The organism is Pseudomonas sp. FeN3W (genome assembly GCA_030263805.2).
GTDB classification, from domain to species: Bacteria; Pseudomonadota; Gammaproteobacteria; order Pseudomonadales; family Pseudomonadaceae; genus Stutzerimonas; species Stutzerimonas stutzeri_G.
The window spans coordinates 1434069-1457813 of sequence record CP136010.1 but is presented as its reverse complement, the minus strand read 5'-3'; the positions used below and the strand labels follow the sequence as shown (position 1 = coordinate 1457813).

Sequence of the window (23745 nt, the reverse complement as noted above, 5' to 3'; positions counted from 1 at the left end):
GCCGTTGCCACTGCGCCGGTCCGGTCCGCAATCTTCGTGACCGCGTCGTTCAGCGACGCGGTCATCGAACCCTACTTCAGAGTGACGGCTCGTTCCAGTCAGTCGCCATCGCAACACCAGGATCGCAGATTTATGCCAGACCTCTCGTCCTTTCCGATCACGCAGCGCTGGCCGGCATCTCATCCCGATCGCCTGCAACTCTACGCAGCCCCTACGCCCAATGGCGTCAAGGTCTCGATCATGCTTGAGGAGACTGGCCTGGCGTACGAGCCCCACCTGATCGACATCTCGAACAACGAGTCGAAGGATCCGGCGTTCGTGTCGCTGAACCCGAACGGACGCATACCGGCGATCATCGATCCGGCTGGCCCTGACGGTAGACCCATCGCCTTATGGGAATCCGGTGCGATCCTCCTCTATCTGGCCGACAAGACGGGTCAGTTCATCTCCACCGAACCAGGCCAGCGTTACGAGACCCTAGCGTGGGTGTTCTTTCAGATGTCGGCCATCGGGCCGATGTTCGGTCAGCTCGGCTTCTTCCTGCGATTTGGCGGCAAGGACTATGAGGACAAGCGGCCGCAACAGCGCTTTATCGACGAATCCACGCGTCTGCTGGGGATTCTGGATCGCCGGCTGGAAGGCCGCGACTGGATCGTCGACGACTATTCGATCGCGGACATCGCGACGCTCGGCTGGGTGAATGCGCTGGTGGAATTCTACGCTGCGGGTGACATCCTTGGCCTCAGCAGCTTTTCGAACGTCCGCGCATGGCTTGGACGCGGGCTGGCTCGACCGGCCGTCCAGCGTGGCCTCCACATTCCCGCGAGGCCAGCATGAGCATCATCGCCGCCTATTATTACAACGAAGGCAAGCGAGTTCGCGAAATCGCGCTCGATGAGCACGTCAAGTTGGGCGAGAGTCGCTCGGGCTTCTGCTGGATCGCGCTTAGCGAACCCACCCCCGAGGAACTACTCGCGATCCAAAGGACATATAATCTTCATCCGTTGGCGATCGACAACGCGATGCACCCGCTGTGCCCGCCCAAGCTCGAGGTCTACAACGATGAGTTGTACGTCGTCGCGCAGACCGCCGAGCTGGTCGGCGACCGGATCAGCTACGGCAAGATGGCGATCTTCACCGGTCACAATCACCTTATCACCGTGCGGCACGGCAATGCCGGAGCGCTGGGCAAACTTCGGGAGCAACTCGAGGCATCGCCGACGCAGTTCGGCAAGGGTGTCGACTATGTGCTGCACGCGATCTTGCATCGCGTGGTCGACCAGTATCTGCCCATCTTCGAAATGATCGAGGACGACGTCCTGGCGATGGAGCGACGGTCGCTGCACGATTTCCTCGGGCCAGAAGAGGTGGCGCGAATCTTCGAACTAAGGTCCGAACTCACGCGGTTCCAGCGCACGCTCAGGGCTATGGCCGAGCTGGTGCGAAAGCTCGTTCGCGGCCACTTTCCCTGCATCAGCGCCGAAATGACACCATATTTCCACGACGTCGCGGACCATGTCCACCGCGTGCAGTCCATGGTCGACGGCCTCCTGCTTGTCCTGTCCACGGTCTTTGAGGCCAGCAGCCTTCTGGAAGCGCAAAGGATCGGTGTGGTCACCCGCCAGCTCGCGGCCTGGGCGGCAATACTGGCAGTCCCGACGGCGATCGCTGGAATATACGGCATGAACTTTAAGCACATGCCGGAGCTGGACACGGCCTACGGATACTTTGTCGTGCTCGGAGTGATAGCGATATCGTGCGTTTTCCTATTTGTGCGCTTCAAGAAGGCTAAGTGGCTGTGAATACTGCCCATCGTTTTCTTCGCCGTCATCTGACGGTTACAGCGGGCCTTATACGGAAGCTTGTCCAATCCAACTCAAGATGAAGGTGCGTCCATGACATAGCAGCTGACCGACGCTCTACAAGCAGTTCAGTCCTTCATCGCCAAGGGCTAAGACCGCGAATAGCGCGTCAAGGACAGCAATCTCGTCGATCTCGAGCCAGGATCAACCATCGGTCCGTGCGGCATCTGCGTCGACGCGGCGTTTCGCCTCGGAAGCGGTGATGATGGCGATAACGCCTCCACCCTCTACGCGATCACCGATCCGGCGACCGAGCATAAGGGCCTGTTGATCGACGTGTTCGATGAAATCTGCTACCGCGACCCAGTTCAAGAGTCGGGACCTCAATGTAGAAGAAGTTGACTAACGAGCATTCGCGTCATCCGATCAAGCAAGCTGGAGACATTTATGAAAGCCATTGGTTACAAGGTTCCGGGACCCATCGCCGCGGATGCCGCGCTGGTCGACATCAATCTGCCTCGGCCTGTCGCTGCAGGATACGATATCCTGGTTGAGGTGAAGGCCGTCTCGGTCAACCCGGTCGACTACAAGGTCCGCAACAGCACGCCGCCGGCAGATGGCGATTGGAAGGTGCTGGGATGGGATGCCGCCGGGATTGTGCGCGAGGTCGGCCCCGACGTCACGCAGTTCGAGTTAGGCGACGAGGTCTATTATGCCGGATCGATCACACGGCCCGGTACCAATGCGGAGTTCCATCTCGTCGACGCCCGGATTGTCGGTCACAAACCTGCGTCGCTCTCCTGGGCGGAAGCGGCGGCGCTGCCGCTGACGACGTTGACGGCCTGGGAGGCGATGTTCGACCGCCTGGACGTGGCGAAGCCCGTACCCGGTGCGGCGGAGGCGATCCTCATCATCGGTGGCGCGGGCGGGGTTGGGTCGATCGCCGTCCAGATCGCGCGACAGCGCACGGACCTCACCGTCATCGCCACAGCCTCTCGACCGGAAACCCAAGAGTGGGTAAGAGGGCTTGGAGCTCACCACGTCATCGACCATTCTCGTCCGCTCGCGCCACAGATCGCCGAACTCGGCATCGGTGCTCCCGCTTTCGTCTTTTCGACCACACATACCGAGCAACATGTCGCCGACATCGCCGAACTGATCGCCCCACAAGGACGGTTCGGACTGATCGACGATCCCAAGGCATTCGATATCATGGTTTTCAAGCGCAAGGCGGTGTCGATCCACCACGAGCTGATGTTCACGCGGTCGATCTACGGCACGCCCGACATGAATGAGCAGGGCGAGATTCTGGATGCGATGGCAGCGCTGGTTGACGACGGCAAAATCCGCACGACGCTGACCCGGCGACTGTCGCCGATCAATGCCGCCAATCTGAAGACGGTGCATGCACTGATCGAAAGTGGCGCGGCTAAAGGCAAGATCGTCCTCGAAGGCTTCTAACGACCGCGATCGCCAAACATCTTGTCCAACCTCAAAAAGCCGAACGGGTTATGCCCCAGCGATGAGAATCCCATGACCAAATCTATTGCCACCGCCTCGATCAACCGCGAAACCGCAGTCGCCCTCATCGACGCGGCGCTCGCTGCGGCCCGTGCCATCGGCATCCCGGCTGCCGTCGCCGTCGTCGACGCCACCGGTAACCTGCGCGCGTTCGAGCGCACCGACGATGCGCCGTTCCTTACCGTCGATGTTGCCATCGACAAGGCCTGGAGTTCCGCCTCGTTTGGGTTCCCGACCCATGTCTGGAACGACTATGTGACCAACGATCCAAAAGTGGCGCCGCTAGCCTATCGCCCTCGGATGGTCGCTGTCGGCGGCGGTTATCCGATTCTGGAGGATGGGAAGTTGATCGGCGGCATAGGCATCTCCGGAGGCAACTATCAGCAGGATCAGGATGCGTGCGTCGAGGCACTCATGAAAATCGGGTTCCAGTTGCCAGCCTGACGACTGTGAGGCCATCACCGGTGGTAATGGCCAACAGATCCAACCTTTGAGAGGCCTAATGATGGAAGCGTTCGTCGTCTTTACGCGGGAAGAAACCAGCGACCCACATGCACTCGCAACCTATTCTGCAGGCGTCGGACCATCGTTCGATGGTCACGACGTTACCTTTCTCGCCGCTTATGGCGCGATCCAGCATTTGGAGGGGCCGCCCATCGAAGGGGCCGTAATCTTGCGTTTCCCGACGATGCAGGCCGCTCGCGACTGGTATGACAGTCCCGCCTACCAAACCATCGCTGCTCATCGCTTTGCCGGTTCCCGTTACCGCGCCTTTATCATTGAAGGGCGGCGGTGACATACCGACAGAAGCACTTCGGCGCTGACCACGAGGTATCGGCGTGTGAACTCGCATCTTGGGAATCTGTGGGGGGGACCAAGACAGCGGCGCTAGGGGCTCATATCGTCGATCGGATCAGAGAGTTGCTCGGCGAGAATGGGTTATCTATTGCCGAGCTGACGGAGCGGAGCCGCCCTCTCCCAACGGATTGATTCAATCGTTGACGCTCCTCCTATCCGGATCCGGGTTTTCGCACGCTGATCAACAGAGTTACAGCGCGCAACGCCTGTAGTGGGCATCAGGGGATGGGTGGCAATCAGGATGATTGCCCACCTTCCAACGATTAACCTTGCTCAAGTTGCTTCACTAGTCGCTCCGCGTCGAGATGGAAGTCCGAGAAAACAATGCTACCGCCAGCGTCGATAACCGTAAACCACGGAGTTCCTCGTGTGCGGTAGTCTTCCATGAAGGTTGGAAACGGCGAGCCGGTCGGTTGCTCGTCGTGACCGAAAACGATAGGAAGCTCATACTTGAGCTGGTTCACGCGCAACTTCTCGAAGGTATTCTCATGCGTTCCTTCGAAGACGGTCTGGATCACTGCGAACCCCACGTCTTTTGAGCTCAACGCTGCATGCAACTTTTGTAGCGTCGGAAACCCATGCAAATGGCAACCTTGGCACCAATGCTGGAAGGCAAACAAGATTTTCGGGCCGGGCCCGATATCTGACAGTTTGAACGGCGCGATACTTTCCCCATCTTTGCCAATCCATTTTTGCACCCGCAGCTCAGGCGCTTGTCGTTCGATCTCGTTCATCTGATCCTCCAACCCCGATACAGAAGCTTAGTGGATGATCGCGCGTCGCGACGGTGCGCGAACGTCCGACCTTATTTTCCCTATTTCCTGAAGCCAGAATAGATCAGATCGACATTTCGTCCTTAATATACTCAAGCTGCCGGCGAGCGCGAACTGGGCAACCATGCGCTGGTGAGCCTTGAGCTTTGCACGCTGCCCATCCGTTTGAGAGCGAACCTGCAACTTCCGCTCCGCATACCGCAGATCAGCGTACGCAGCCTTGGGGTTATCTACCCTATAGCCATTGGGTATTGGGAATCATGCTGGCCTGACGCTATGTTCGATACGCGATTTTTTACGATGATAGAGCATCTGTATCTGATTTTTAGTCGATTGGCTTATTCGGCGGATGTGCGGGCAAATGCTTTACGCAGAGTACTGAAATGAAGGCCGGCTTCGGTCTGCCGTATCGAGCAAGAGGGGTCACTATGGTCACCAGAGGTTTCACCGGTCGCGGTTCAGGCGACCAGTCCGATCGGATTCCGCCAGGTCAGCATCTGGTGGAGGATTTCCCTGTTCTGTCGGCCGGCCCTACGCCGAGGGTAGAGCCCTCCGACTGGAAATTCACAGTCAAAATTGGTCCGAAGCCCGTCAAAACGTGGAATTGGGGCGAATTCAACACTCTACCAAAGACCCAGGTGACAAAGGATATTCACTGCGTCACCTCTTGGTCCAAACTGGATACCGTTTGGGAGGGTGTACTCATTGAAGACATCCTTGCAGATGCAGAGCTTGATCGGCCTACCGATTTCGTCTTGGCGCACTGCTACGATAATTATTCGACAAACGTCCCTCTGACGGATCTGCTTTCCGGGAAAGCGATGGTCGCCCTCAGTTATGCGGGCAAGCCACTTTCCCGCGATCATGGGGGGCCGGCGCGTCTTCTAGTGCCGCACCTTTACTTCTGGAAATCCGCCAAATGGGTGAATGCGCTGCAATTCACGACGCGTGACGAGGCCGGCTTTTGGGAGCTGCACGGCTATCACATCTACGGCGATCCGTGGCGCGAACAACGATACACCCATGACTGAAAACGAAGCGCAAGTCCGTTCGTGGCAATCATGCGTGATCGACGACATCATCCAGCAAACACCGAGTATCAAGAGCTTCTTCCTTCGGTTGAGCAAGCCGTTCGCGCACACCGCAGGTCAGCACGTCGATATCCGGCTGACCGCGCCCGACGGCTACAGTGCAATGCGCAGCTACTCGATCGCGTCATCGGCAGTTTCGACCCCGATCGTCGAGATAGCTATCGAGCGCATGCCGGATGCCGAAGTTTCGCCGTTTTTTCACGACATCGCGGCGATTGGTGACGAAATCGAAGTTCGCGGTCCGCTCGGTGGCCATTTCCTTTGGCCTGAGCCTGCCATAGATCCGGTTCTGTTGATCGGGGGAGGCTCCGGCCTCGTGCCGTTGATGGCAATGATCCGGCAGCGCCGCGCATTGGCCCAAGCCGTTCCGACAGCGTTGCTCCTGTCCGCACGAACCGCCGAGGACGTTCTCTTCTCAGAAGAACTTCATTGCATCGAAATCAGCGATCCGGCGTTCGTCCTGGCGCTCGCGATTACGCGCGAGAAACCGGTTCGCGCATCGGACTTTGCGCGACGGATCGACGGCATGATGGTCCAAGAAATTCTAACCAGGCTTCAGGGAAAGCCGACGCAAGTGTTCGTCTGCGGGTCTAACGGATTCGTCAACATCGCAACCGATAGCGCGCTGCTGGCGGGCTTGGACGCCTCCATCATCAAGACGGAGCGCTACGGGGGCTAGCGGCGCGAGCTATCTCACGTCGCGCCGATCGTAGACGTGCGCCCTGGGAAGCTTTGGCGATCAACGTGAACCGTTTTGCCGAACACAGTCTTCGTACCCCCCGGCCTCTAGAACGCCTTCGCTCGCGATACCTGGCTCGACATCAAGCTCAATTTGAAAGTTCCTGCACTATCCGTCGTCCTGATATGCTCGACCAGCATGATGGGCGATTCGAGCGGGACCGCTTCCGTCCCAATCGAGGCTCGGTTACCTTAGAGCATCGGCTCGGCGCTACAGGAGGCGCGTGCGGCCTCTGCCTGGCGGTGAAAGCACTTTGGGCCATGTCGCCTGGATAGCGGCCAATCGTCAGCATCTGCTCCGATGTCGGCCAAGGTGCAGTCGCCATCTTTGAACGCCGCGAATTGGAGATCAACGCCATGACAGCGATCCGCGTGCAACTGCCGGAGATGCAATATGACAACTGATGTATTGCTGTACACCACGAATTGGTGCCCGTTCTGCCGCCGAGCGAAGGCGCTCCTCAAGGAAAAGGGCGTGCGATGGAAGGAGCTCGATATTGAGGCGGATCCGGCTCACCGGCAGGCCATGGCGGAAGCGTCGGGGCGAAGCTCCGTGCCGCAGATCTTCATCAATGGCACCCTTATCGGTGGCTCCGATGAGCTATTCGCGCTCGATGTCAGAGGCGAGCTCGACAAACTTCTCGGGCGCAACCCGCCTGCCACCTGAGGAGGTGCGGCTTGGGGCAGCCAGCCCGCGAGCCTTCGCCGGTTGATGAATACAAAAGGAGAGTCCGTTGGTCTCAGCCATCTGGAAAGACACTACTATCGCCACAAGCGACGAAACAGTCATCGTCGAGGGAAATCACTACTTCCCACCGTCAGGAGTCGACCTGAGCCTGCTTGAGTGCGGATTCCACACCATCCGGCCACCCAGTCCACGCTCATCTGGCCAGGCATTCCACGGCCATCTGGCCACCTGTTCCACGGCCATCCGGCCGGGCAGTCGGAGCGCAGCGACGCAGGGGTTGCATTGTTAGTCTGAGGTGCCCGGTGTCGTCAATTTCTTCGTCTGTTTGCGCATCGATTCGCCCTTGAGGTTGATCCGATAAGCGTTGTGCACCAGGCGGTCGAGGATGGCATCGGCCAGGGTCGGATCGCCGATCAGTTCGTGCCAGTTGTCCACGGGCATTTGGCTGGTCACGAGGGTCGAGCGCTGGCCGTAGCGGTCGTCCAGTAGCTCCAGCATGTCACGGCGCTGTTCAACGGTGAACGGGGCCAGACCCCAGTCATCAAGGATCAGCAGGTCGGTCTTGGCATAGCCGCTCATCAGCTTGGCGAAGCGCCCGTCGCCGTGGGCTAGGCCCAACTCTTCCAGCAGGCGTGGCAAGCGCAGGTAACGCACGCTGTAACCCTCTCGGCAGGCCTGGTGGGCCAGGGCGCAGGCCAGCCAGGTTTTACCCACGCCGGTGGGGCCGCCGATGATCAGGTTGAGGCCGTCGCGTAGCCACTGGCCGCCGCTCAGTTGCAGGATCAGCGCCTTATCCAGCCCGCGCGGGCTGCGGTAGTCGATGTCTTCGAGGCAGGCGTTGTGCTTGAGCCGGGCCTGGCGCAGGCGGCTGCTGAGGCGCTTGTCGTCGCGTTCGGTCAGTTCGCGGTCGACCAACAGGCCGAGGCGTTCCTCGAAGCTCAGGCTGTTGATGTCGGGGGTTTTCAGTTGCTCGGCGAGTGCCTTGAGCATGCCGGTCAGGCGCAGGGTCTGGAGCTTGTCCAGGGTCGGATGGGGCAGCATGGTGGGATTCCTTGGGGTCAGTGGTAGTAGGCGGGGCCGCGCAGGTTGGCGTGGTCGTCCGGCAGCGGGGCAGGTTGGCTTGAGCCAACGGCAGGTTTTCCAGCCCCTGGCGCAGGATCGATTCGAGGCTCTTGTAGCTGCACGCGCCGAGGCTGAGGGCGCGACGGCAGGCCAACTCCAAGCGCACTTCGCCATGGGTCTTGCCCAGGCGCAGGATGCCCAGGCAGGCCCGGTAGCCCTGCTGCGGATGGATGCGCCGTTCGAGGATGTGCCGGATCACGCCGGCCGTGTTCGGCCCGGTCTGCTCGGCCCAGCGGATCAGCCGCTGCGGCGTCCACTCGGCATGCTCGCGATGGCTCTTGGGCATGTGCTCGGCCTGCGTGCTGTGCCTGCCCTTGTGCATTGAGCGAAGGTGACTGGCCACCCGCTGATTGGCGTGGAAGCACTCCACCGTGCGCGCTGTCAGGCGTACTTCCAGTTGTTTCTTCACCAGTTGGTACGGCACCGAGTAGTAGTGCCCATCGACCTCGACGTGGTAGTCGATGTGCACCCGCGCCTTCTTCCACTCGGCGTAGACGTAGGGTTGCTCCGGCAGGGGGCGCAGCGCCGGACGATCCAGAGCTTCGAAGGCCGACTGCCGGGAGCCCGGCAGCTTGCGAAACGGTCGTCGGTTGAGCCGCTCCAGCAATAAGGCGATGGCGCTGTTGAGTTCATCCAGGAGAAGAACTGCCGATTCCTCAGCGCGGCGAGGATCCAGCGCTCGACCACCTGCACGCCGACCTCGGCCTTGGCCTTGTCGCGCGGTTTACGCGCCCGCGCCGGCACCACCGCCACGCCATAGTGCTCGGCCAGATCGCGGTAGCTCGGGTTGATGTCCGGCTCGTAGCGATGGCTCTTACTCACCGCGCTGCGCAGGTTGTCCGGCACCACGATCTCCGGCACGCCGCCGAGGAAGGCAAAGCAGCGGGTATGCGAGCCCAGCCAGTCCGGCAGCTGCTGCGACCAGGTGGCTTCGGCGAAGGTGTAGCTGGACGCACCGAGCACCGCGACGAACACCTGCGCCTGGCGGATCTCGCCGCTGTGGCGGTCGATCACCGGCACCGTCTGCCCGGCGTAGTCGACGAACAACTTCTCGCCGACGCGGTGCTCCTGGCGCATCACCACGTCCAGCTTGCCCTGCCAGGCCCGGTAGTGCTCGCAGAACCAGCTGTACTGAAAGCCTTTCGGCTGGCTCAGGCGATACTCCTGCCAGAGCAGCGCCAAGGTCACGCCCGGCCGGCGTAGCTCGGCATGCACCCAAGACCAATCAGGCAGTGGCCGCTGCTCGCTGGGCACTGCCGGCGCCGGTGGGAACAGCTGCTGTTCCAGCTCGGAATCGGACAACGAACAGGGCCAACTGAGGCCGCTGGCGGCAAAGCGGTTGAGGTAATCGCCGACGGTGACACGACCGATCTGCACGCTGACCGCAATCTGGCGAGCCGATAGCCCGACCTCGAACTTGAGACGAAGTACTTCGCGAATCTTACGCATGGATAAACGCTCCACGACGACCTCTCTGCTTCGAAAAAGAGGTCGATGGTAGTGAAGAAATCCTGCGTAGCTGCCTACCCGGTTGGGTGGCCGGATGGCCGTGGAATCAGTGGTCGGATACGCGTGGAATGGGTGGCCGGATCACCGTGGAATCGGTGGTCAGATGCTCATGGAATGGGTGGCCAGATGACCGTGGAATCCGCATGAACGCCGCTTGGACCTATCCCGCCCCCACTCCGGATGCCGAGGGTATCCGGGATTACATCGCTTTCTGGAAAGGCGTGGACGTTGCCTAGCAGACTGGACGGACGACTTCGCTGATAGCCATGCGGGCGCCGACATCTCAATTATCCTGCCCACCCCGGGCCTCGTCGGCTGCAGGAATCTGCCCGGCACCTTAGCGCGACCCGGCACTGGCGGTCTCGCACCCGCCGCGCCTCTGTTCTATCAATAAGGATGGATGACATGGAGCATTCCGAGTTCGATGCCGCTTTCGCGAAGCTTGCGGAGGGATACAGAGAAGGGACTTATGAAGGCCGGCGTTTCAGCTTGATCGTCCGGCGATCTGGGGACGGACGTCGCAACAGTCTGTTCGCCAGGGAGTTGGACGGGACTGACATTGTCAGCTTCAACCTCTTCCGCGTTACATCAGATAGGACATTGTTGAAGCCGTGCGAAATGTCCGCCGAAAAGGTCGTAGCGTTCGTGCTGGAGTTCCGACCGGACACCTGACGGGCAGAAGAAGATCCCGGCCAACCGGCGCGCCTGCGACGGCCGGCTATCTAAGGCTGCGCAAGCCTATAGCCGCAGCTCATTGCACTTCGTCTGGCGAGGAATTCAACATCGATACGTCGCCATCCGCGGGGATATCGGTACAGGCGCCCGTGTAAGCCAGATTGAGAAATCCTAAGCGATGACTAACACCAATGACGCCACCCTTCCGACACATTCTATTCTTGAGGAATGCACAGCGATGGCTGTCGTCAACGCTCTGAAGATTATTCTGAAGAACAGCTACGCGATCTACCTTAAGACAAAAAATGCCACTCGGGCGCATCCCGCCCCTACTTCAGGGACTTTCACTTGCTTCTCGCTCTGTCACTCACAGCATCGGCACGCCCATGACGCATGGTATCCAGGCCTCATAATTTTCCCATATAACCTTCTTGTCTTTTGCGCACCCAGAAAGACTCGAGGCTTTAACTGGACAGATGAGCCCTCGAGGGTAGTGTTCACCTGATTGGCTTTCTCATATCTGATGTTGATTCGCACAGTGTGCCAACCAGGTGATAGTTTCAAAAAACCTGCGCTTCAGAGCGAATTAGACGATCTTCGATAAGAGCGATCCGCCTCAAAATCCAAAACATCTAACATTGTCCTAGAGCCATATTTGTACCTAGTACTATGGCGCTCCCATTAACACATTTGATGATGCACAGAAAACTTAGCTCATGATAGCTTTCAGCTAACAGCTATTCGGAAGCCCGAAAGGATTCAACCGTTTAAGCGTGAACCGTCGATTATAAATACTTTCGTAAGTTAGCTTTAAAGGACGCTTTTAGTCCTTGTAAATACGCATTACGACTCCACAGCTACCAAATCCATACGGCGCCAGCAACCATTAAAACACCCGACACTACTAAAACAATAGTAGAGGCGCGATTGCTGCCTTTCAAAGTATGACCAACACCCACATCCATAACTAGGTGTCGAATTCCGGCTACGAGATGATAAATAAATGAAGAGTATACCAACCAGAAACTAACTTTGCCGAAAGGTGAAGAAAAAATCTCCTTGACTTCATTAAAACCCTTTTCTGACTCCAACGATTTGCTCAGCATATACAGTATCAGTCCCAGAAAAATAAAGAGCATAATTCCTGAAATCCGGTGCAGAATCGATGTAAGCGCCGTGAGAGGAAGCTGAATGGTTCGAATATCAAGATTAACCGGCCGCTTTTTATTCATTTTGACTCCAGTCAACAATTCTAGTGGGGGCGGTTGCAGGAGCTGAGTGCAACACGGTTATTGAATTGAGGCAGGAGCATCATATTGCATAGCCAAGGCTTTCTGCATCACTTCGCTCATGACTTCGATAGGACATTTGAAATCGAAGCGCTTACGTGGACGCATGTTCAGTTGAAGTGCAATGGCATCCAGTTCTTCTTGGCTATGTACCGACAAGTCAGTGCCCTTGGGCAGGTACTGGCGGATCAGGCCATTAATGTTTTCGTTGCTGCCGCGCTGCCAAGGGCTGTGCGGGTCACAGAAGTAGATCGCCACACCGGTTCTCTGGGTGATCTCGGCGTGCTGTGCCATTTCCCGGCCCTGGTCGTAGGTCATGCTCTTGCGCATCGCCAGCGGCATGTTATTGAGGGCGGCGCTGAAGCCCTCCATTGCCGAGGTCGCCGTCGCGTCGTTCATCTTCACCAGCATCAGGTAGCCACTAGTGCGCTCCACCAGCGTACCTACAGACGAGGCGTTAGCCTTACCCTTAATAAGGTCGCCTTCCCAATGCCCCGGCATCAGTCGGTCTTCAACTTCCGGCGGGCGCAAGTGAATGCTGACCATCTCTGGAATCTGCCCGCGCCGATCCACACCGCCAAGGCGTGGTCTACGTGTCGTCTTGCCTTGGCGCAAACAAAGGATCAACTCCTTGCGCAGCTCACCGACGGGCAGGGCATAGATCGCGTTGTAGATCGTCTCGCGACAGACGTAGGCATCTCTAAGACTGGGTATGTTCATACTGCGCAGCTTGCCGGCAATCTGCTCGGGAGACAAACGCTGGCGCAGCATATGGATCACCAGTTCAAAGCGCTCACTACCTGGCAGCAGCTTTCGCATGGGCCGACAAGCCTGGCGGCGGACCTTCATCCGCTGCTGAGCCACGCGGGCCGAGTAGCTGCCAGCTGCATCTCGATTGCGGCGCATCTCTCGGCTGACCGTCGAAGGGGATCGGTTGATCAAGCAGGCAATCCTGCGCAAGCTGAGGCCTTGGGCATGACTAACTTGAATGGTGGCACGCTCTTCAACGCTGAGTTCGGAATAAGACATAGGGCAGCACCGTACCGGAAAGGTCAGGTGTTGCACTCAGTTTTTGCCGCCGCCGGGGGATTTCAGTTTTCGATCTCATTCATCATAGCAGCTGTAACTAAGGCTGGCGGCGACAATAATGGAGATATTCGGGGCTTACGTTGCATTTTGAGGTCGCAAGTGCATGTGCGTAAATTGAAGCAAATTGCAAGGTTATGCCCAATAGGTAGCTAGCTTATTAATTTAACAAAAGTGACGTGTGTCGTTCTGCAGGGCATGCTGTTCCCCAACCCTGGAAAACCTATCCTCTTTAACACGTCAAAGTCGATTGATAGGCTTGCTGCAACAGCTATCTGCCCGGTTGAAGTCGAAGATCGATGTATCTGTAGGGTTTGGAAATAAATGCGGGCGCCCACCGCACTCACGGCTCAGTTACCATTCTTTGTGCATCGCGGCCGCGCGGCTAGTTGGTAGCTGTTCTAAGCCTAGTCAGTGCCGCCCTTCGCCCCAAGCCCCATAGTCAGATTTGAGAAATGACAGTAGGCGATGCCGCAACGCGCTTCATCGACCTATGTAAAACGACTCCTTTATCGAAATAGTGCACTCATCGCTCTCCACGGCGATCCCTTCATCGCGAATTGCACCGCCCAAGACGATCTGCACTGAAATCAATACTTTCTGATGCCTCTTGATTAGAGATGCCAGCCATAATCATCTCATCGCCAACGCATACGGCGTTCGGCAGCCAACACACTCTCACTCACTACTGGAAGCTCAGACATGAAAACCATAGGCATTGAAAACTCGAAGTCCAGCGTACAGGCCCACTTAACGCTTGGAACCAAAACTATGGGGCTAGGTATCTATGGCGCGTACTTGGCTCTCGCTATTATTTACTTCTGGTTCGGCGGCATGAAATTTACCCACTACGAGGCCGAGGGCCTGGTTCCACTGGTGAGCAACAGCCCGCTTTTGGGATGGGTGTATAGCATTTTTTCGGTCGACATGTTCTCCAGCCTGCTCGGCATACTAGAGATTTCGATCGGCACTCTGATCGCAGGCCGCATGCTGTCGCCCAAACTATCCGTGGTAGGAGGCGCTCTGTCTGCAGGCCTGTTCTTCACAACCCTTAGCTTTATGTTTTCCACTCCGGGCGTCATTGAGCCTAGTTTAGGGTTTCCGGCGATTTCCGTTGCGCCAGGTCAGTTTCTGCTTAAAGACTTAGGGTTGCTTGCTGTTTCGATATTTGTGGCAGGCCATTCGCTGGTTGAACTGGAAAAACGTAAAATTAATGCATAATTTTTTCAATGGCTTAAGGCAGTAATGCCTTAGGCCTTTTTGCCATCATTTTCCCCCGCCAGATCTTTCAACCAGTCACGAGGGCTCAACCCCGTCTTGCGTCTAAATGCGCGAGACAGCGCCGAAGGACTTTCGTAGCCGACTTGAGCTGCAATCAGCGTAATCGAGCGCCCTTCTCGCATCAGCTTCTGAGCCAGGCTAACTCGCCAACTCAACAAATAATCAGCAGGCGTCTGTCCGATGACACTCTTGAAATGCACGGCATACGCAGCGCGTGACATATTTGACTCACTGGCCAGCTCTGCTATTGACCAGGCATGTTCCGGGGAGTTGTGCATCTGTAAAAGCGATCGGGCAAGCCGCATGTCGGCCAGTCCAGCCATCATTCCGGTGCGCAACTGGTGATGATCGAGCAGGTAACGGAGCAACAGAATGATTAGGAGCTCAAATAAGCGCTCAAGCGCGGCTTCCCTTCCACAATGCACATTTGCCGCCTCGGCAAACATCCACTCCAACGTGTCTGCCAGCATGGGCAGATCATCGAGTGCGAGCACCAAACAGTCCGGTAATGAAGCCGACAAAGGATTATCAATTCCGCCCTCAAACTCCATGGAAGCACACAACAACTTTGCGCCATCGGACTCACCCGCAAACAATTGATGCTTGGCGGGGCGTGGCATAAAAATCAAGCTAGGGCGAGTGAGCTGCAAATCCTTGCGATCGGGACCAAGCAACGTCACGCTGCCGGCCTGAAGCAGATGGATATAACCTCGCCGCTCGGCGCCATCGTAAGATGCAGAGCCGCATAGGTCGCCGTCATAGAACAGATTGGCCCGCACGCCGAACCGCGAGAGCAAATTAGACAAACGATCCATTGGCCGATCCTTGACGAGTCAGAACGCACAGACCATACCATCTGCGTTGTCGTTCAGTGCCTGTAGCGAACATGCCGGCGTAAATCAGCCAACGGATAAAGTGATCACTGAGCAGCTCAGCCTCCCTTTCCAGTTCGGCTGTTAAAAAAACAACACCGTTGTTTGAAAGCACCAGCAAATCAAGTGCTCACTCTTCTATTTTACAGTACCTGGCAACAGCACTTTGCGGTGCAGTCGATCAGATATCCGGAAGGTTGATCGTAAGCTTCAGCCTAGCGCTCTTCGAATTTAATGTCGTCGAGCTTCGGCCCAACCATTCCCCCGACCTACTCTTCCCTCCCCTAGAGACCCTAGCAGTCACTTGAATCGCGGCTGTCTGCGATAAGGTGTTGCTGGTAACAAAATCAGCAATCCGCCCTGGGTCAAATTTCAATCGGCAGGGTGGGTCAATTTTCCATCAGCGCCAACACGTACCTATCAGGGTCGAGCCAAGGCCCAAGGAATCGAGCTTGTTAGCGTGCAGATCTATCGCCCCCGAGTGATAGACGTGAACGCGCCGTTGACTGAGATCGAAGGATAACGACTCGATACCTTCCAGTCCCTCCAAAGCCAAGCGAATCATGCGTTCTTCAGAGGGACAGTCCATCTTGGGTACAGAAAACTCACTGACCCACGCAGCCCCATTGCTTCGGGTGGACACCTCATTCGACGGTGCAACGCTATTCGCACAACCACAAGCTTTGTCACCACTCATCCCGTTCACCTCCTAACAAGTAGGCAGCCTAAATACACCCTGTAGCAGGTACAGGGTCAACCATTGATCCCAGTCAGGCTATGCCAAAAATTGAGGTCTATATTGGAAAGTAGTGATTCACCCTCGATCAATCACCCGCTGCAAGGAGTAGAAGATGAAAGCATCCCAACTCGCCGCCGTCGCTTTGGCGGCAGCGCTTTTCCCCGCATTAGCCTCCGCGCAGCAGGACTCAACCGCTGCTAAATCGGCCCAACAGCAACCGATAAGCGTTGAGCAATTCGACCAAGAGATGGCGAAGGCACAAGAAAATCTCAAGAAAATGCAGGAGCAAATGAGCCAAATCCAGAAAGCTAGCGACCCTGCACAGCGTCAGAAACTGATGCAAGAGCACCAAACCATGATGCAGCAAGGAATGCACATGATGAACGGAATGCGTGGCGGCGGAATGATGGGGTGCTGCGGAGGGGGCATGATGGGTGGCCATATGATGGGTAACGGTCAGATGATGGGAGGTGGCCACATGATGGGTGACGGTCAGATGATGGGAGGTGGTCACATGATGGGCTGGGATCAAATGGGCAGCCACTACTCCCAGATGACGCCTGAGCAGATGAAGCAGCATCAATACATGATGGATAGGTACATGGGCATGCAGCAAATGATGATGGATCAGATGATGCAGCATCAGCAACACATGGGCACACCGCCTCGCTAAGCCCTCACGTCGACGCCACGGGGGGCATCCTATTCCACCATGAGTTAGGCAGGCCCCCACCGATGCGGCAGCAGTTACCCCGGAGTGGAACATGAAGCACGAGGTGCTGAGCCCCAGCTATACAACCAGGATCGATCAGCTACGGATGGTGAAATAAGCCCCTGGGGCTACTTAGCCCCAGGCTTCGGTGCTAGCGTAACTACCTTACCTTGGGCAACGCCATCCAACTGGGCCAGCTCAATCATGAGGCGCTGGTTCACCGACGCGAGCCTGGCTAACTCCTCAAGAAGCAGGCTGTTCTCCGCCCGGAGCGCCTTGTTCAGTTCTTTCTCCTTCATCAGTGCTTGATGCTTGGAGTCACGCTGGGCGCGCACCGACTTGCCCATAAGGTTGCGAATACGTTCCGCCACCGCAGGGTAGGTGTTATGGATAAGGCCCGGCGTGACTCCTGCGGCCCTGGCAACTGAGGAGATGCTGAGCTTTTGGTTGCCCTCGACCATGCCATCGATGACCTTGTCGAGTGCATCGGTTGTCTTTGGCCGAGATCGTCCAGTGGAGCGAGGCTCCGTCGCTTGCTTAGTCATTCACAGCCCCTTCTTGCTCGTCGTCATGGGGGGATATGCCTAGGCTGTTGATAACATCGAGCGCGACTTTCAAATCACGCTCGGCACGCTGTCTTACTGCTGGGCCTGCATCCTCAATTTTCATCAGCTCCCGCTGTTGCGAGTAGAGGGTATACGGATTTAATGGTTGATGGGGCACCTTCACCCCATCAATCTGATACCACCCTCAGATGGTTGATAGATCGACTCCGTAGTTGAGTTCCTCTGCGAAGTCCGGCAGTCCGTAACCGATGGTTTTCTTGTAGAAAGGAGAGACCTTCGCAGTCGGTGCCTTCTTCTTGTGCTTCGTGGTGTAGAGCATTCGTGCCCGCATCACCTCGAAGGAGTAACCGCGCCCTTCACGGTTCTTGTCCTTGGCCAGTCGGTTGATGGACTCCGTGTAAGCGTTGGTGACGGGCATGTCCGTCTCGAAGTAGGTCATGGTCTCTTCGCGCCAGTTTCCCACTGCCCTGACCAGATCGCTCCAGACTTCCTTTTGGCCCTTCGGGATGGTGGCTATCCACTCGTCCAGGGCGGCTTCTGCCTGGAGCCGTGTGGTGGCGTCCCAGATGCCGTAGAAGCGCTCCTTGTGCTCGTAGGCGGCCAGCAGTTGCGGGAACGCGCCTGTCCAGGTCTCCATGATGAGGCGCTCCCGGTCTGAGACTTCGTGAGCGCGTTTCAGCAGGATTTTCCGGTCTCCCTTGAGAGTCCGGCTCTGGGACGGTTTCGGCTCCTTTCTGAGGCCCTTGCGCACTCTCTCTAGGGCATCGTTGGCCATGCGCACCACATGGAACTTATCGACCACGATACGGGCCTGGGGCAGCACAGCCTTGACCGCTGCCCGGTAGGGGTTCCACATGTCCATGCTGACGATCTCGACCTTCTGCCGGTCTTTCAGCTTCATCAGGTAGTTGGTCACCACGTCCTGGCGGCGGGTGGCCAGCAGGTCGAGCAGGGTTCGCTCCTCAATGTTGGTCAGAATGCAGCGGTAGCGCTTGTTCAGGTATAGCTCGTCAATGCCCAGGATGCGGGGCGTCTCGAAGCGGTGCCAGCGCCCCAGGAACTCGGCGCGGGCGTTGAAGATGTCGCGCACCGTCTTCTCGTCCAGGCCGGTCTGTGCCGCCACAAAGGTGTAGGGGTGGTTGAAGGATTCCTTCTCCACGTACTCATGCAGCCGCAGTGTCATACGGAATCCGTCCACCATCTCCGGTAGCTGGGGCCTGAATGTTGTCTTGCAGGCCCGGCAGGTGTATCGGCGGCGGACCACCCAGAGAGTGACCCGCTTGCCGTGGATGGGCAGATCACGATAGGGAACGTCACGCTTGCCGAACCGCACGAACTCACCCTGCACGCCGCACCCCTCGCAGGCTACTGGTGTAGGTGCTTCAAGCCGAAAATGTATGTCTTCATTCTGCTCATCAGAATCCACCAACTGGTACCCAGGAAGGCTTAACGAATTAATCATCTCCCGCCTTGATCAGAAAAACAGGTAGGTGGCGTAACCGGCAATCATCGCCATAGCAAAAATGACTGCTAAAAACGCCGCTAAAAGCTTCAGCGTGAACAAAGAGCGCAACAGAATGAGCTCAGTCAGGCTGGCTCCGGCACTGCCGATGATCAACGCTAGCACCGTCCCGGCACCCACGCCTTTGGCCATCAGAGCCGCTGCCAGAGGTATGACGGCTTCAGCGCGAATATACAACGGCACGCCGATGACAGCGGCAACTGGAATGGCAAAGGGATTATCTGGGCCTGCATACTGCTCCAATAAGTCAGTGGGCATGAAACCATAGATCACGCTGCCAATCGCAATACCGATGAGCAGGTAAGGCAACACATCGATAAAGTCCGACCAAGCTTCCCGCCACACACCACTGTACTTCCCTTCTTTCTTAACCGTGACAGTGGGTTGACTGTCACAGCATTCGCTAGACGTAGAGACTGTTGTCTTCCTATCAGCCCCGCAAGAAGCCGTCTTCGGAGTGGTGTCGCAGCTGTTGGTGCCGCAACTCGATGCGGTCGATGTAGCACTGCACGGGCTTGCTGATGAACTACATCCACTGCTCTCTTGTGTCGCCGTCCGGCGCACATAACGCTCGAAGCCAAGCGTGTGAAGCAGCCATCCGGCACCTACCGCGACCACCAAAGCGGCGAGCACATAGATAGCAGTAAGTGTCCATCCAAACGTGGCAACCAGCAGGCCGACGACGATAGGATTCAGCAACGGAGATGAGAAAGAAACACCATCATCGGCCCAAAACCGGCCCGTGCCCGAATCAACCCTTTCAACATGGGGATAGTCGAGCAACTACAGAAGGGCGTTATAGCTCCTAAACCAGCAGCAAGAAAATAGCCTCGCTTCCCACTGGAAGTCAGTAACGCTTCCACCTTGGATGGTGGGATGTGACGTTGAAGAACTCCGACCAGCAAGCTAATGCCAATGAATAAAACCGATAGCTCGATAGCGAGAAAGGCGAACATGCCTAGAGCGTCTTGGAGTTGAGATGACATTCAATATTACTCCTATATTTCTAGTATTGTCGAAATGATGTACGCAGCCTACTTGCGTTTATCCGACCTGTCAACTATAATTCTAGAAACATCGAATTATTGGGGCGTGCTATGGATCACGAAAAGGTTGCAGCCAGCTTAGCTGAGCTAGGGAATAGTCACCGACTGTCCGTGTTCCGCTTTCTGGTCAAAGCTGGCCATGATGGGGCTTCGGTCGGAGATATCCAGAAGGGGCTGGGTATTCCTGCTTCGACGCTATCACATCACCTTGCGCGCATGGCCAAGGTAGGGCTGATCTGGCAGGAGAAACATAGCCGCACGATTGTCTGTATACCCGAGTATGGGCACCTAGAGAATTTGATCGGTTTCTTACAAGAGGAATGTTGTGCAGGTGTTCGGATTGCGCATGAACCAGAACCGCTTTGACGCTTGCCCAGCTCTCGCTGTCCTCCCTAGTCAGCATCGCTATGAAGACTCAGGCGAAGGTGGAAACAGAAAATTGGCAGTAGAGTAGGCTGAAGAGGATCAATCAGATAATCCGCTGAGAAAGATTTTCTTCTTTACATCTTTGGCATTTTATCAACCAGAAATTCCGGATACCCCGAGTAGATAGCATGCCAAGTGCCGGCGAATGTCTCATCAATTACCGAATGCTTGCACCCAGGGCACCGTGTCGCCTCGTATAAGCCCGCACCTCCGCATCCGCGCTCTGTGGCAATGCACCAGCCATGGCCAGTCGCCCGAATATTCGCATGAGGCGCAGTTTGGGCCAGTAGAGCGGCCCTGTTCTTGACCGGAATAGCCCGCAACTCAACGATCCTCTCTCCTGCGCCTCCGGCCAATGGCTGATCGTCGAGCCAAGATTCAATCAGGTCGATTTTGAATTCGGTCATCTGCTGGAGGATCTCATCGAACAACGTGAGATCCTGAAGGGGGTTGGAGGCATAGAGCTGAGTCATGCTCATACTGCTGTGTTTGAACTGCCACTTGAGGAATACAAGCGAAGCACGCCCCATACGAGACTCTACAAAGCACCGGGCATAGGTGCGACGGCACTGGTGAGTCCGCAATGGCCAATCACTTCCAGCGGCTTTTGCGAGCCGCTTGAAGGCCTCATTGGAACCTGCGGCGCTGAGCACTTCGATGTGTCCAACACGCTCGGTTTTGTTGCCGCTTCCATTCAAGCAGAGGAACAGTCTCTTCGAGTCTTTTCTGGCCTTCTCCAATCGAAGCAAAAGATCAGCGGAGTCAGTTGAGTTGGGCGACAGTTCAAGGTCGCTCAACTCCGCCTCAAGCTCTCTTCTCATTGGGGTTGAGCACATGGCAAAGAGATTTAACGCATCCAGCGTAAGCTCAGGGACAAGATATTCGACTCGCCCCTTTCCTGTTTTATGCTCGGTCGTGATTACCCAGCAGTAAGTAACACCATCCACCACCTCTTTTCGCCATGCACCGACTTCAATTCCGATGACTTCTTCGTTACGCATGCCGCTGGTAATTGACGCGATGTATAAGACAGCATCACGACAATTAATCATTTTGGAGCTGCGGCGAGTAAAGGTGCCAATGCCGGTGACCATCAAATCTTCTTTCGCCTCATGGACGACCTGCTCGCAGTAATTAAATATCTTCGCCTGATCGTCTGGTGGAATTATATCCGTCCTACCGGTGTTCTTATTAGCAGCTGAACTGCCCCTTGTTTCTCCAATTCCGCTAACTCGCCACAGGGACGACTCTCCCCATGGAAAATACTGAAGAGGGGAAATGGTTTCGACAGAGAAAATCCATAAAAAATCAATTATCCGCAGCCTGGAATAAAGAGGCATCGGCCTCAATGATTCTGACTTGCAATGATGTATGTAATTGCTGATATGTATAGGCCGAACATCGGAAAACCGTTCAATTCCCAAGCCACTAAGCCAACGAATGAACGGAATTACGCTGGCGCTGACGAGAGTTGTGATCCCCCTGGCGACAGGTGGCTTTGACCCTGGGAGCCCTCTCTTGAACCATGCATACGCGACTGCCTTGCAGTCATCAATCATCTCAGGTGGGAGATTAAAGTCCCAACTGACATACTTGTGCCCCTCGCTTACGTTAGATTGATCAAAGAATGGCCGAAGATCCCACCGAGCATCACCAAATCTGCTTAATACAAAAGTTTCGCCATGATCATTAACAATCGCACTAACAACTATCGCATCTCGCTCAGCCTTGCTTAGGCCCGAGGCTGTTACAGGTTGCGCGAACAGTACATCATAGGCCTTGAGAGCTGCCTTGGAGTTCCTATTAGCCGACAAGATCGCCCCCTCGAATTTTCCGCATAAACTCAATCTTGCATCCCCAGAACGGATGAGGGGACATTTTCGCTTTGGCTTTAGCCGCCTCGATCAGTTCAATATTAAATTTTCTCGACGTAAACTCGTCAATGAGCCTGATGAAATCGCCTTGGCGTTTGCGCCATCCCGCCCACTCATCCGTTAAAAAATACTCCATCTCCGCGCGCAGAAACTGCTGATAGCTGAACAGTCGATACAAGTCATCAAGAGTACCGACAATTGCGTAACTAGGACATGTCAAGCAATGAATGAACTCGGAACAATGGGTGACACCATCTTTGGGCGCCAGGCTTCCATAGAGGCTATCTTTACAGCCTCCTGGGGGTGTCGGTGTGACATTGATGCCACGCAGCTGATCGGTGAAAGCCGATCCGACGAAGATCGCTCCCTCAACCCTGATCTCGTCATTTATCTTCAAATAATGGTTATCAGCGACGCTAGGGGACTGGCCCATCACGGCGGACACTTCCAGTAGGTCGCCGCCGCTGAGCTTCCAAAGCCTACTTTCCATAGTCTTTCGAAGACGACTGAGATTAACGATCAGCGGCTTGCCCTGATCATCCTTCAAAGAGTGTCGCGCACAAATACTCTTCGTTGATTGAAATAACGTGCTGGAAGCAAGCGCGACTATCTTATGACCATGCCCATTCTGTCCGGATCTATATAGCCAAACATGCGACTTAATATTCTCAGGTGCAAACCCAACCAGTGGTTCAGAAATTGACAAAGCCTTATTTACAACAGCAACCCCATCTAAAGGAATTGAGTTGTATTCGTCATGCAGTCCCGTCTGTCGAATGGTTTTGCTCTGAGCACCCTTTCCGCGTCTTTTTACGGTGTTCAAAAGTCGAAGATTAGGGATGAATGGGTGTGGCTGGAGCGCATCTCTAGACATTTCTAGGAGCGGCGTAGTGTTAATGCCAGATCTGGCGGCTGTAATCAGTAACAAGACCGTCATTGCTTCAGCGTCATTCCCAGGGAATAACCCCTTATGAATAGCTATTAAGTCTGATTTTAGTGCAGTTATAAGACCCTGCATTTCCGAGAGGCTGAGCGGCTTCGCGTCATTGGTGGATTTCGCGTTATTCGGGAAAGGAACAACTGGAAGAAAATTATCTTTGTCTGTCTCAATGAATCCGTATTCAATTAGACTGATGATCAATGACCTCAGTGAAGTGTAATAGTTCTTTGCAGTCGACCCGTTTGGATATTTTAGCTTCAACCAAGAAACATATCGATCAAGATGCCGTCTAGTTAGACTGTTGGGGGATGACGGTGGTGAATCAATCGCTCCGCTTTTCAAGAAGGCCATGAAATATCGAAGGCCATAGCTGGAGTACCCTACAAGAGTAGCCAGAGAGAAGTTCCCTCCATTGACCAGCGCCCTGATTACATGAGTGCTCTGAATGGCCCATGCGTCAAAGCCAAGCCCAATGTACTGAGTGTGATCAATTTTAGTTACATTCCGAGGATTTTTCGGGAGATCGATTACAAGCTTATTCTCTACGGTCTCGAATCCTTTAGTGACCGAATGCATCTCGGCCTTATAGCTTTTCTTTCGGGCCAACAGTAGTAC

General features: G+C 55.8%; 24 protein-coding genes and 3 pseudogenes. 14 read left to right on the top strand and 13 right to left on the bottom strand.

Annotation, left to right across the window (positions count from 1 at the left end):
• Positions 1 to 132 precede the first annotated feature (132 nt).
• Both P5704_006830 and P5704_006825 read left to right on the top strand, forming a co-directional pair.
• Entirely contained in the window at positions 133 to 837 is a 705-nt protein-coding gene (locus tag P5704_006830) for a glutathione S-transferase N-terminal domain-containing protein (protein ID WOF80187.1), read from the top strand.
• A complete protein-coding gene (locus P5704_006825; GenBank protein WOF80186.1) occupies positions 834 to 1802 on the top strand; it encodes a magnesium and cobalt transport protein CorA in 969 nt (322 codons plus the stop codon). The genes P5704_006830 and P5704_006825 overlap by 4 nt, the downstream gene beginning before the upstream one ends.
• 204 nt (positions 1803 to 2006) lie before the next feature.
• Here the strand turns inward: P5704_006825 and P5704_006820 are convergent, their stop codons facing one another.
• Positions 2007 to 2174 (bottom strand): hypothetical protein, encoded by a 168-nt coding sequence (locus tag P5704_006820; GenBank protein WOF80185.1) that lies wholly within the window; start codon positions 2172 to 2174, stop codon positions 2007 to 2009.
• A gap of 75 nt (positions 2175 to 2249) precedes the next feature.
• On the opposite strand from P5704_006820, the gene P5704_006815 reads away from it, so the two are divergent.
• From P5704_006815 to P5704_006805, 3 genes are all read left to right on the top strand, one after another.
• Positions 2250 to 3263, top strand: a complete 1014-nt coding sequence (locus P5704_006815; GenBank protein WOF80184.1) for a zinc-binding alcohol dehydrogenase family protein — start codon at positions 2250 to 2252, stop codon at positions 3261 to 3263.
• A gap of 72 nt (positions 3264 to 3335) precedes the next feature.
• The gene (locus tag P5704_006810) at positions 3336 to 3767 is read left to right on the top strand and encodes a heme-binding protein (protein ID WOF80183.1); all 432 of its coding nucleotides are present in this window, start codon (positions 3336 to 3338) and stop codon (positions 3765 to 3767) included.
• Positions 3768 to 3825: 58 nt separating this feature from the next.
• The gene (locus P5704_006805; GenBank protein ID WOF80182.1) at positions 3826 to 4119 is read left to right on the top strand and encodes a DUF1330 domain-containing protein; all 294 of its coding nucleotides are present in this window, start codon (positions 3826 to 3828) and stop codon (positions 4117 to 4119) included.
• 325 nt (positions 4120 to 4444) lie between these two features.
• Here P5704_006805 and P5704_006800 read toward each other — a convergent pair whose 3' ends face one another.
• Positions 4445 to 4915 carry a TlpA family protein disulfide reductase gene (locus P5704_006800; GenBank protein WOF80181.1) on the bottom strand — a complete coding sequence of 157 codons (471 nt, stop codon included), beginning with the start codon at positions 4913 to 4915 and terminating at the stop codon, positions 4445 to 4447.
• A 422-nt stretch (positions 4916 to 5337) separates the two neighbouring features.
• On the opposite strand from P5704_006800, the gene P5704_006795 reads away from it, so the two are divergent.
• The 4 genes from P5704_006795 to P5704_006780 all read left to right on the top strand — a co-directional run bounded on the left by P5704_006795 (position 5338) and on the right by P5704_006780 (position 7760).
• Positions 5338 to 5985 carry a sulfite oxidase-like oxidoreductase gene (locus tag P5704_006795; GenBank protein ID WOF80180.1) on the top strand — a complete coding sequence of 216 codons (648 nt, stop codon included), beginning with the start codon at positions 5338 to 5340 and terminating at the stop codon, positions 5983 to 5985.
• Complete coding sequence (locus P5704_006790) at positions 5978 to 6724, top strand: ferredoxin reductase (protein ID WOF80179.1); 747 nt, start codon at positions 5978 to 5980, stop codon at positions 6722 to 6724. Before P5704_006795 ends, P5704_006790 begins: the two co-directional genes overlap by 8 nt.
• A 453-nt stretch (positions 6725 to 7177) precedes the next feature.
• Positions 7178 to 7450 (top strand): glutaredoxin 3, encoded by a 273-nt coding sequence (gene grxC, locus P5704_006785; protein ID WOF80178.1) that lies wholly within the window; start codon positions 7178 to 7180, stop codon positions 7448 to 7450.
• Between the two features lie 67 nt (positions 7451 to 7517).
• Positions 7518 to 7760, top strand: a complete 243-nt coding sequence (locus P5704_006780; protein ID WOF80177.1) for a DUF427 domain-containing protein — start codon at positions 7518 to 7520, stop codon at positions 7758 to 7760.
• Here the strand turns inward: P5704_006780 and istB are convergent.
• Together istB and istA are read right to left on the bottom strand one after the other, a co-directional pair.
• On the bottom strand, positions 7757 to 8512 hold the full coding sequence (gene istB, locus P5704_006775) for an IS21-like element helper ATPase IstB (GenBank protein WOF80176.1): 756 nt from the start codon (positions 8510 to 8512) through the stop codon (positions 7757 to 7759). The two genes, P5704_006780 and istB, sit on opposite strands and share 4 nt — an antisense overlap.
• A 17-nt stretch (positions 8513 to 8529) precedes the next feature.
• Positions 8530 to 10042, bottom strand: a pseudogene (istA, locus tag P5704_006770) (IS21 family transposase).
• Between the two features lie 128 nt (positions 10043 to 10170).
• On the opposite strand from istA, the gene P5704_006765 reads away from it, so the two are divergent.
• Both P5704_006765 and P5704_006760 read left to right on the top strand, forming a co-directional pair.
• Positions 10171 to 10338 (top strand): DUF427 domain-containing protein, encoded by a 168-nt coding sequence (locus P5704_006765; GenBank protein WOF80175.1) that lies wholly within the window; start codon positions 10171 to 10173, stop codon positions 10336 to 10338.
• Positions 10339 to 10507: 169 nt separating this feature from the next.
• The gene (locus tag P5704_006760) at positions 10508 to 10774 is read left to right on the top strand and encodes a hypothetical protein (protein WOF80174.1); all 267 of its coding nucleotides are present in this window, start codon (positions 10508 to 10510) and stop codon (positions 10772 to 10774) included.
• Positions 10775 to 11634: 860 nt separating this feature from the next.
• Here P5704_006760 and sdhC read toward each other — a convergent pair.
• Positions 11635 to 12009 (bottom strand): succinate dehydrogenase, cytochrome b556 subunit, encoded by a 375-nt coding sequence (sdhC, locus tag P5704_006755; protein WOF80173.1) that lies wholly within the window; start codon positions 12007 to 12009, stop codon positions 11635 to 11637.
• 57 nt (positions 12010 to 12066) lie between these two features.
• Positions 12067 to 13095 (bottom strand): IS30-like element ISPsp4 family transposase, encoded by a 1029-nt coding sequence (locus P5704_006750; protein WOF80172.1) that lies wholly within the window; start codon positions 13093 to 13095, stop codon positions 12067 to 12069.
• 759 nt (positions 13096 to 13854) lie between these two features.
• On the opposite strand from P5704_006750, the gene P5704_006745 reads away from it, so the two are divergent.
• Positions 13855 to 14373 (top strand): DUF417 family protein, encoded by a 519-nt coding sequence (locus P5704_006745; protein WOF80171.1) that lies wholly within the window; start codon positions 13855 to 13857, stop codon positions 14371 to 14373.
• A gap of 29 nt (positions 14374 to 14402) precedes the next feature.
• On the opposite strand, the gene P5704_006740 is transcribed toward P5704_006745, so the two are convergent.
• Together P5704_006740 and P5704_006735 are read right to left on the bottom strand one after the other, a co-directional pair.
• Complete coding sequence (locus P5704_006740) at positions 14403 to 15248, bottom strand: AraC family transcriptional regulator (GenBank protein WOF80170.1); 846 nt, start codon at positions 15246 to 15248, stop codon at positions 14403 to 14405.
• A gap of 478 nt (positions 15249 to 15726) precedes the next feature.
• A pseudogene (locus P5704_006735) lies at positions 15727 to 15921 on the bottom strand (heavy metal-associated domain-containing protein).
• 235 nt (positions 15922 to 16156) lie between these two features.
• Here P5704_006735 and P5704_006730 point away from each other — a divergent pair.
• Positions 16157 to 16717, top strand: a complete 561-nt coding sequence (locus tag P5704_006730) for a hypothetical protein (protein ID WOF80169.1) — start codon at positions 16157 to 16159, stop codon at positions 16715 to 16717.
• Between the two features lie 167 nt (positions 16718 to 16884).
• Here the strand turns inward: P5704_006730 and P5704_006725 are convergent, their stop codons facing one another.
• The 3 genes and pseudogenes from P5704_006725 to P5704_006715 form a co-directional block, all read right to left on the bottom strand.
• Positions 16885 to 17301, bottom strand: coding sequence for a TetR family transcriptional regulator (locus tag P5704_006725; protein WOF80168.1), 417 nt, complete (start codon positions 17299 to 17301; stop codon positions 16885 to 16887).
• A 205-nt stretch (positions 17302 to 17506) separates the two neighbouring features.
• A complete protein-coding gene (locus P5704_006720) occupies positions 17507 to 18784 on the bottom strand; it encodes an ISL3 family transposase (GenBank protein ID WOF80167.1) in 1278 nt (425 codons plus the stop codon).
• Positions 18785 to 18796: 12 nt separating this feature from the next.
• Positions 18797 to 19800: pseudogene (locus P5704_006715) on the bottom strand (permease).
• Positions 19801 to 19941: 141 nt separating this feature from the next.
• Between P5704_006715 and P5704_006710 the strand changes: the two are divergent.
• On the top strand, positions 19942 to 20256 hold the full coding sequence (locus P5704_006710) for a helix-turn-helix domain-containing protein (protein ID WOF80166.1): 315 nt from the start codon (positions 19942 to 19944) through the stop codon (positions 20254 to 20256).
• A 134-nt stretch (positions 20257 to 20390) separates the two neighbouring features.
• Here the strand turns inward: P5704_006710 and P5704_006705 are convergent, their stop codons facing one another.
• Together P5704_006705 and P5704_006700 are read right to left on the bottom strand one after the other, a co-directional pair.
• Complete coding sequence (locus P5704_006705; GenBank protein WOF80165.1) at positions 20391 to 21656, bottom strand: site-specific integrase; 1266 nt, start codon at positions 21654 to 21656, stop codon at positions 20391 to 20393.
• Between the two features lie 463 nt (positions 21657 to 22119).
• Positions 22120 to 23736, bottom strand: a complete 1617-nt coding sequence (locus P5704_006700) for a hypothetical protein (protein WOF80164.1) — start codon at positions 23734 to 23736, stop codon at positions 22120 to 22122.
• Between the last annotated feature and the right edge of the window lie 9 nt (positions 23737 to 23745).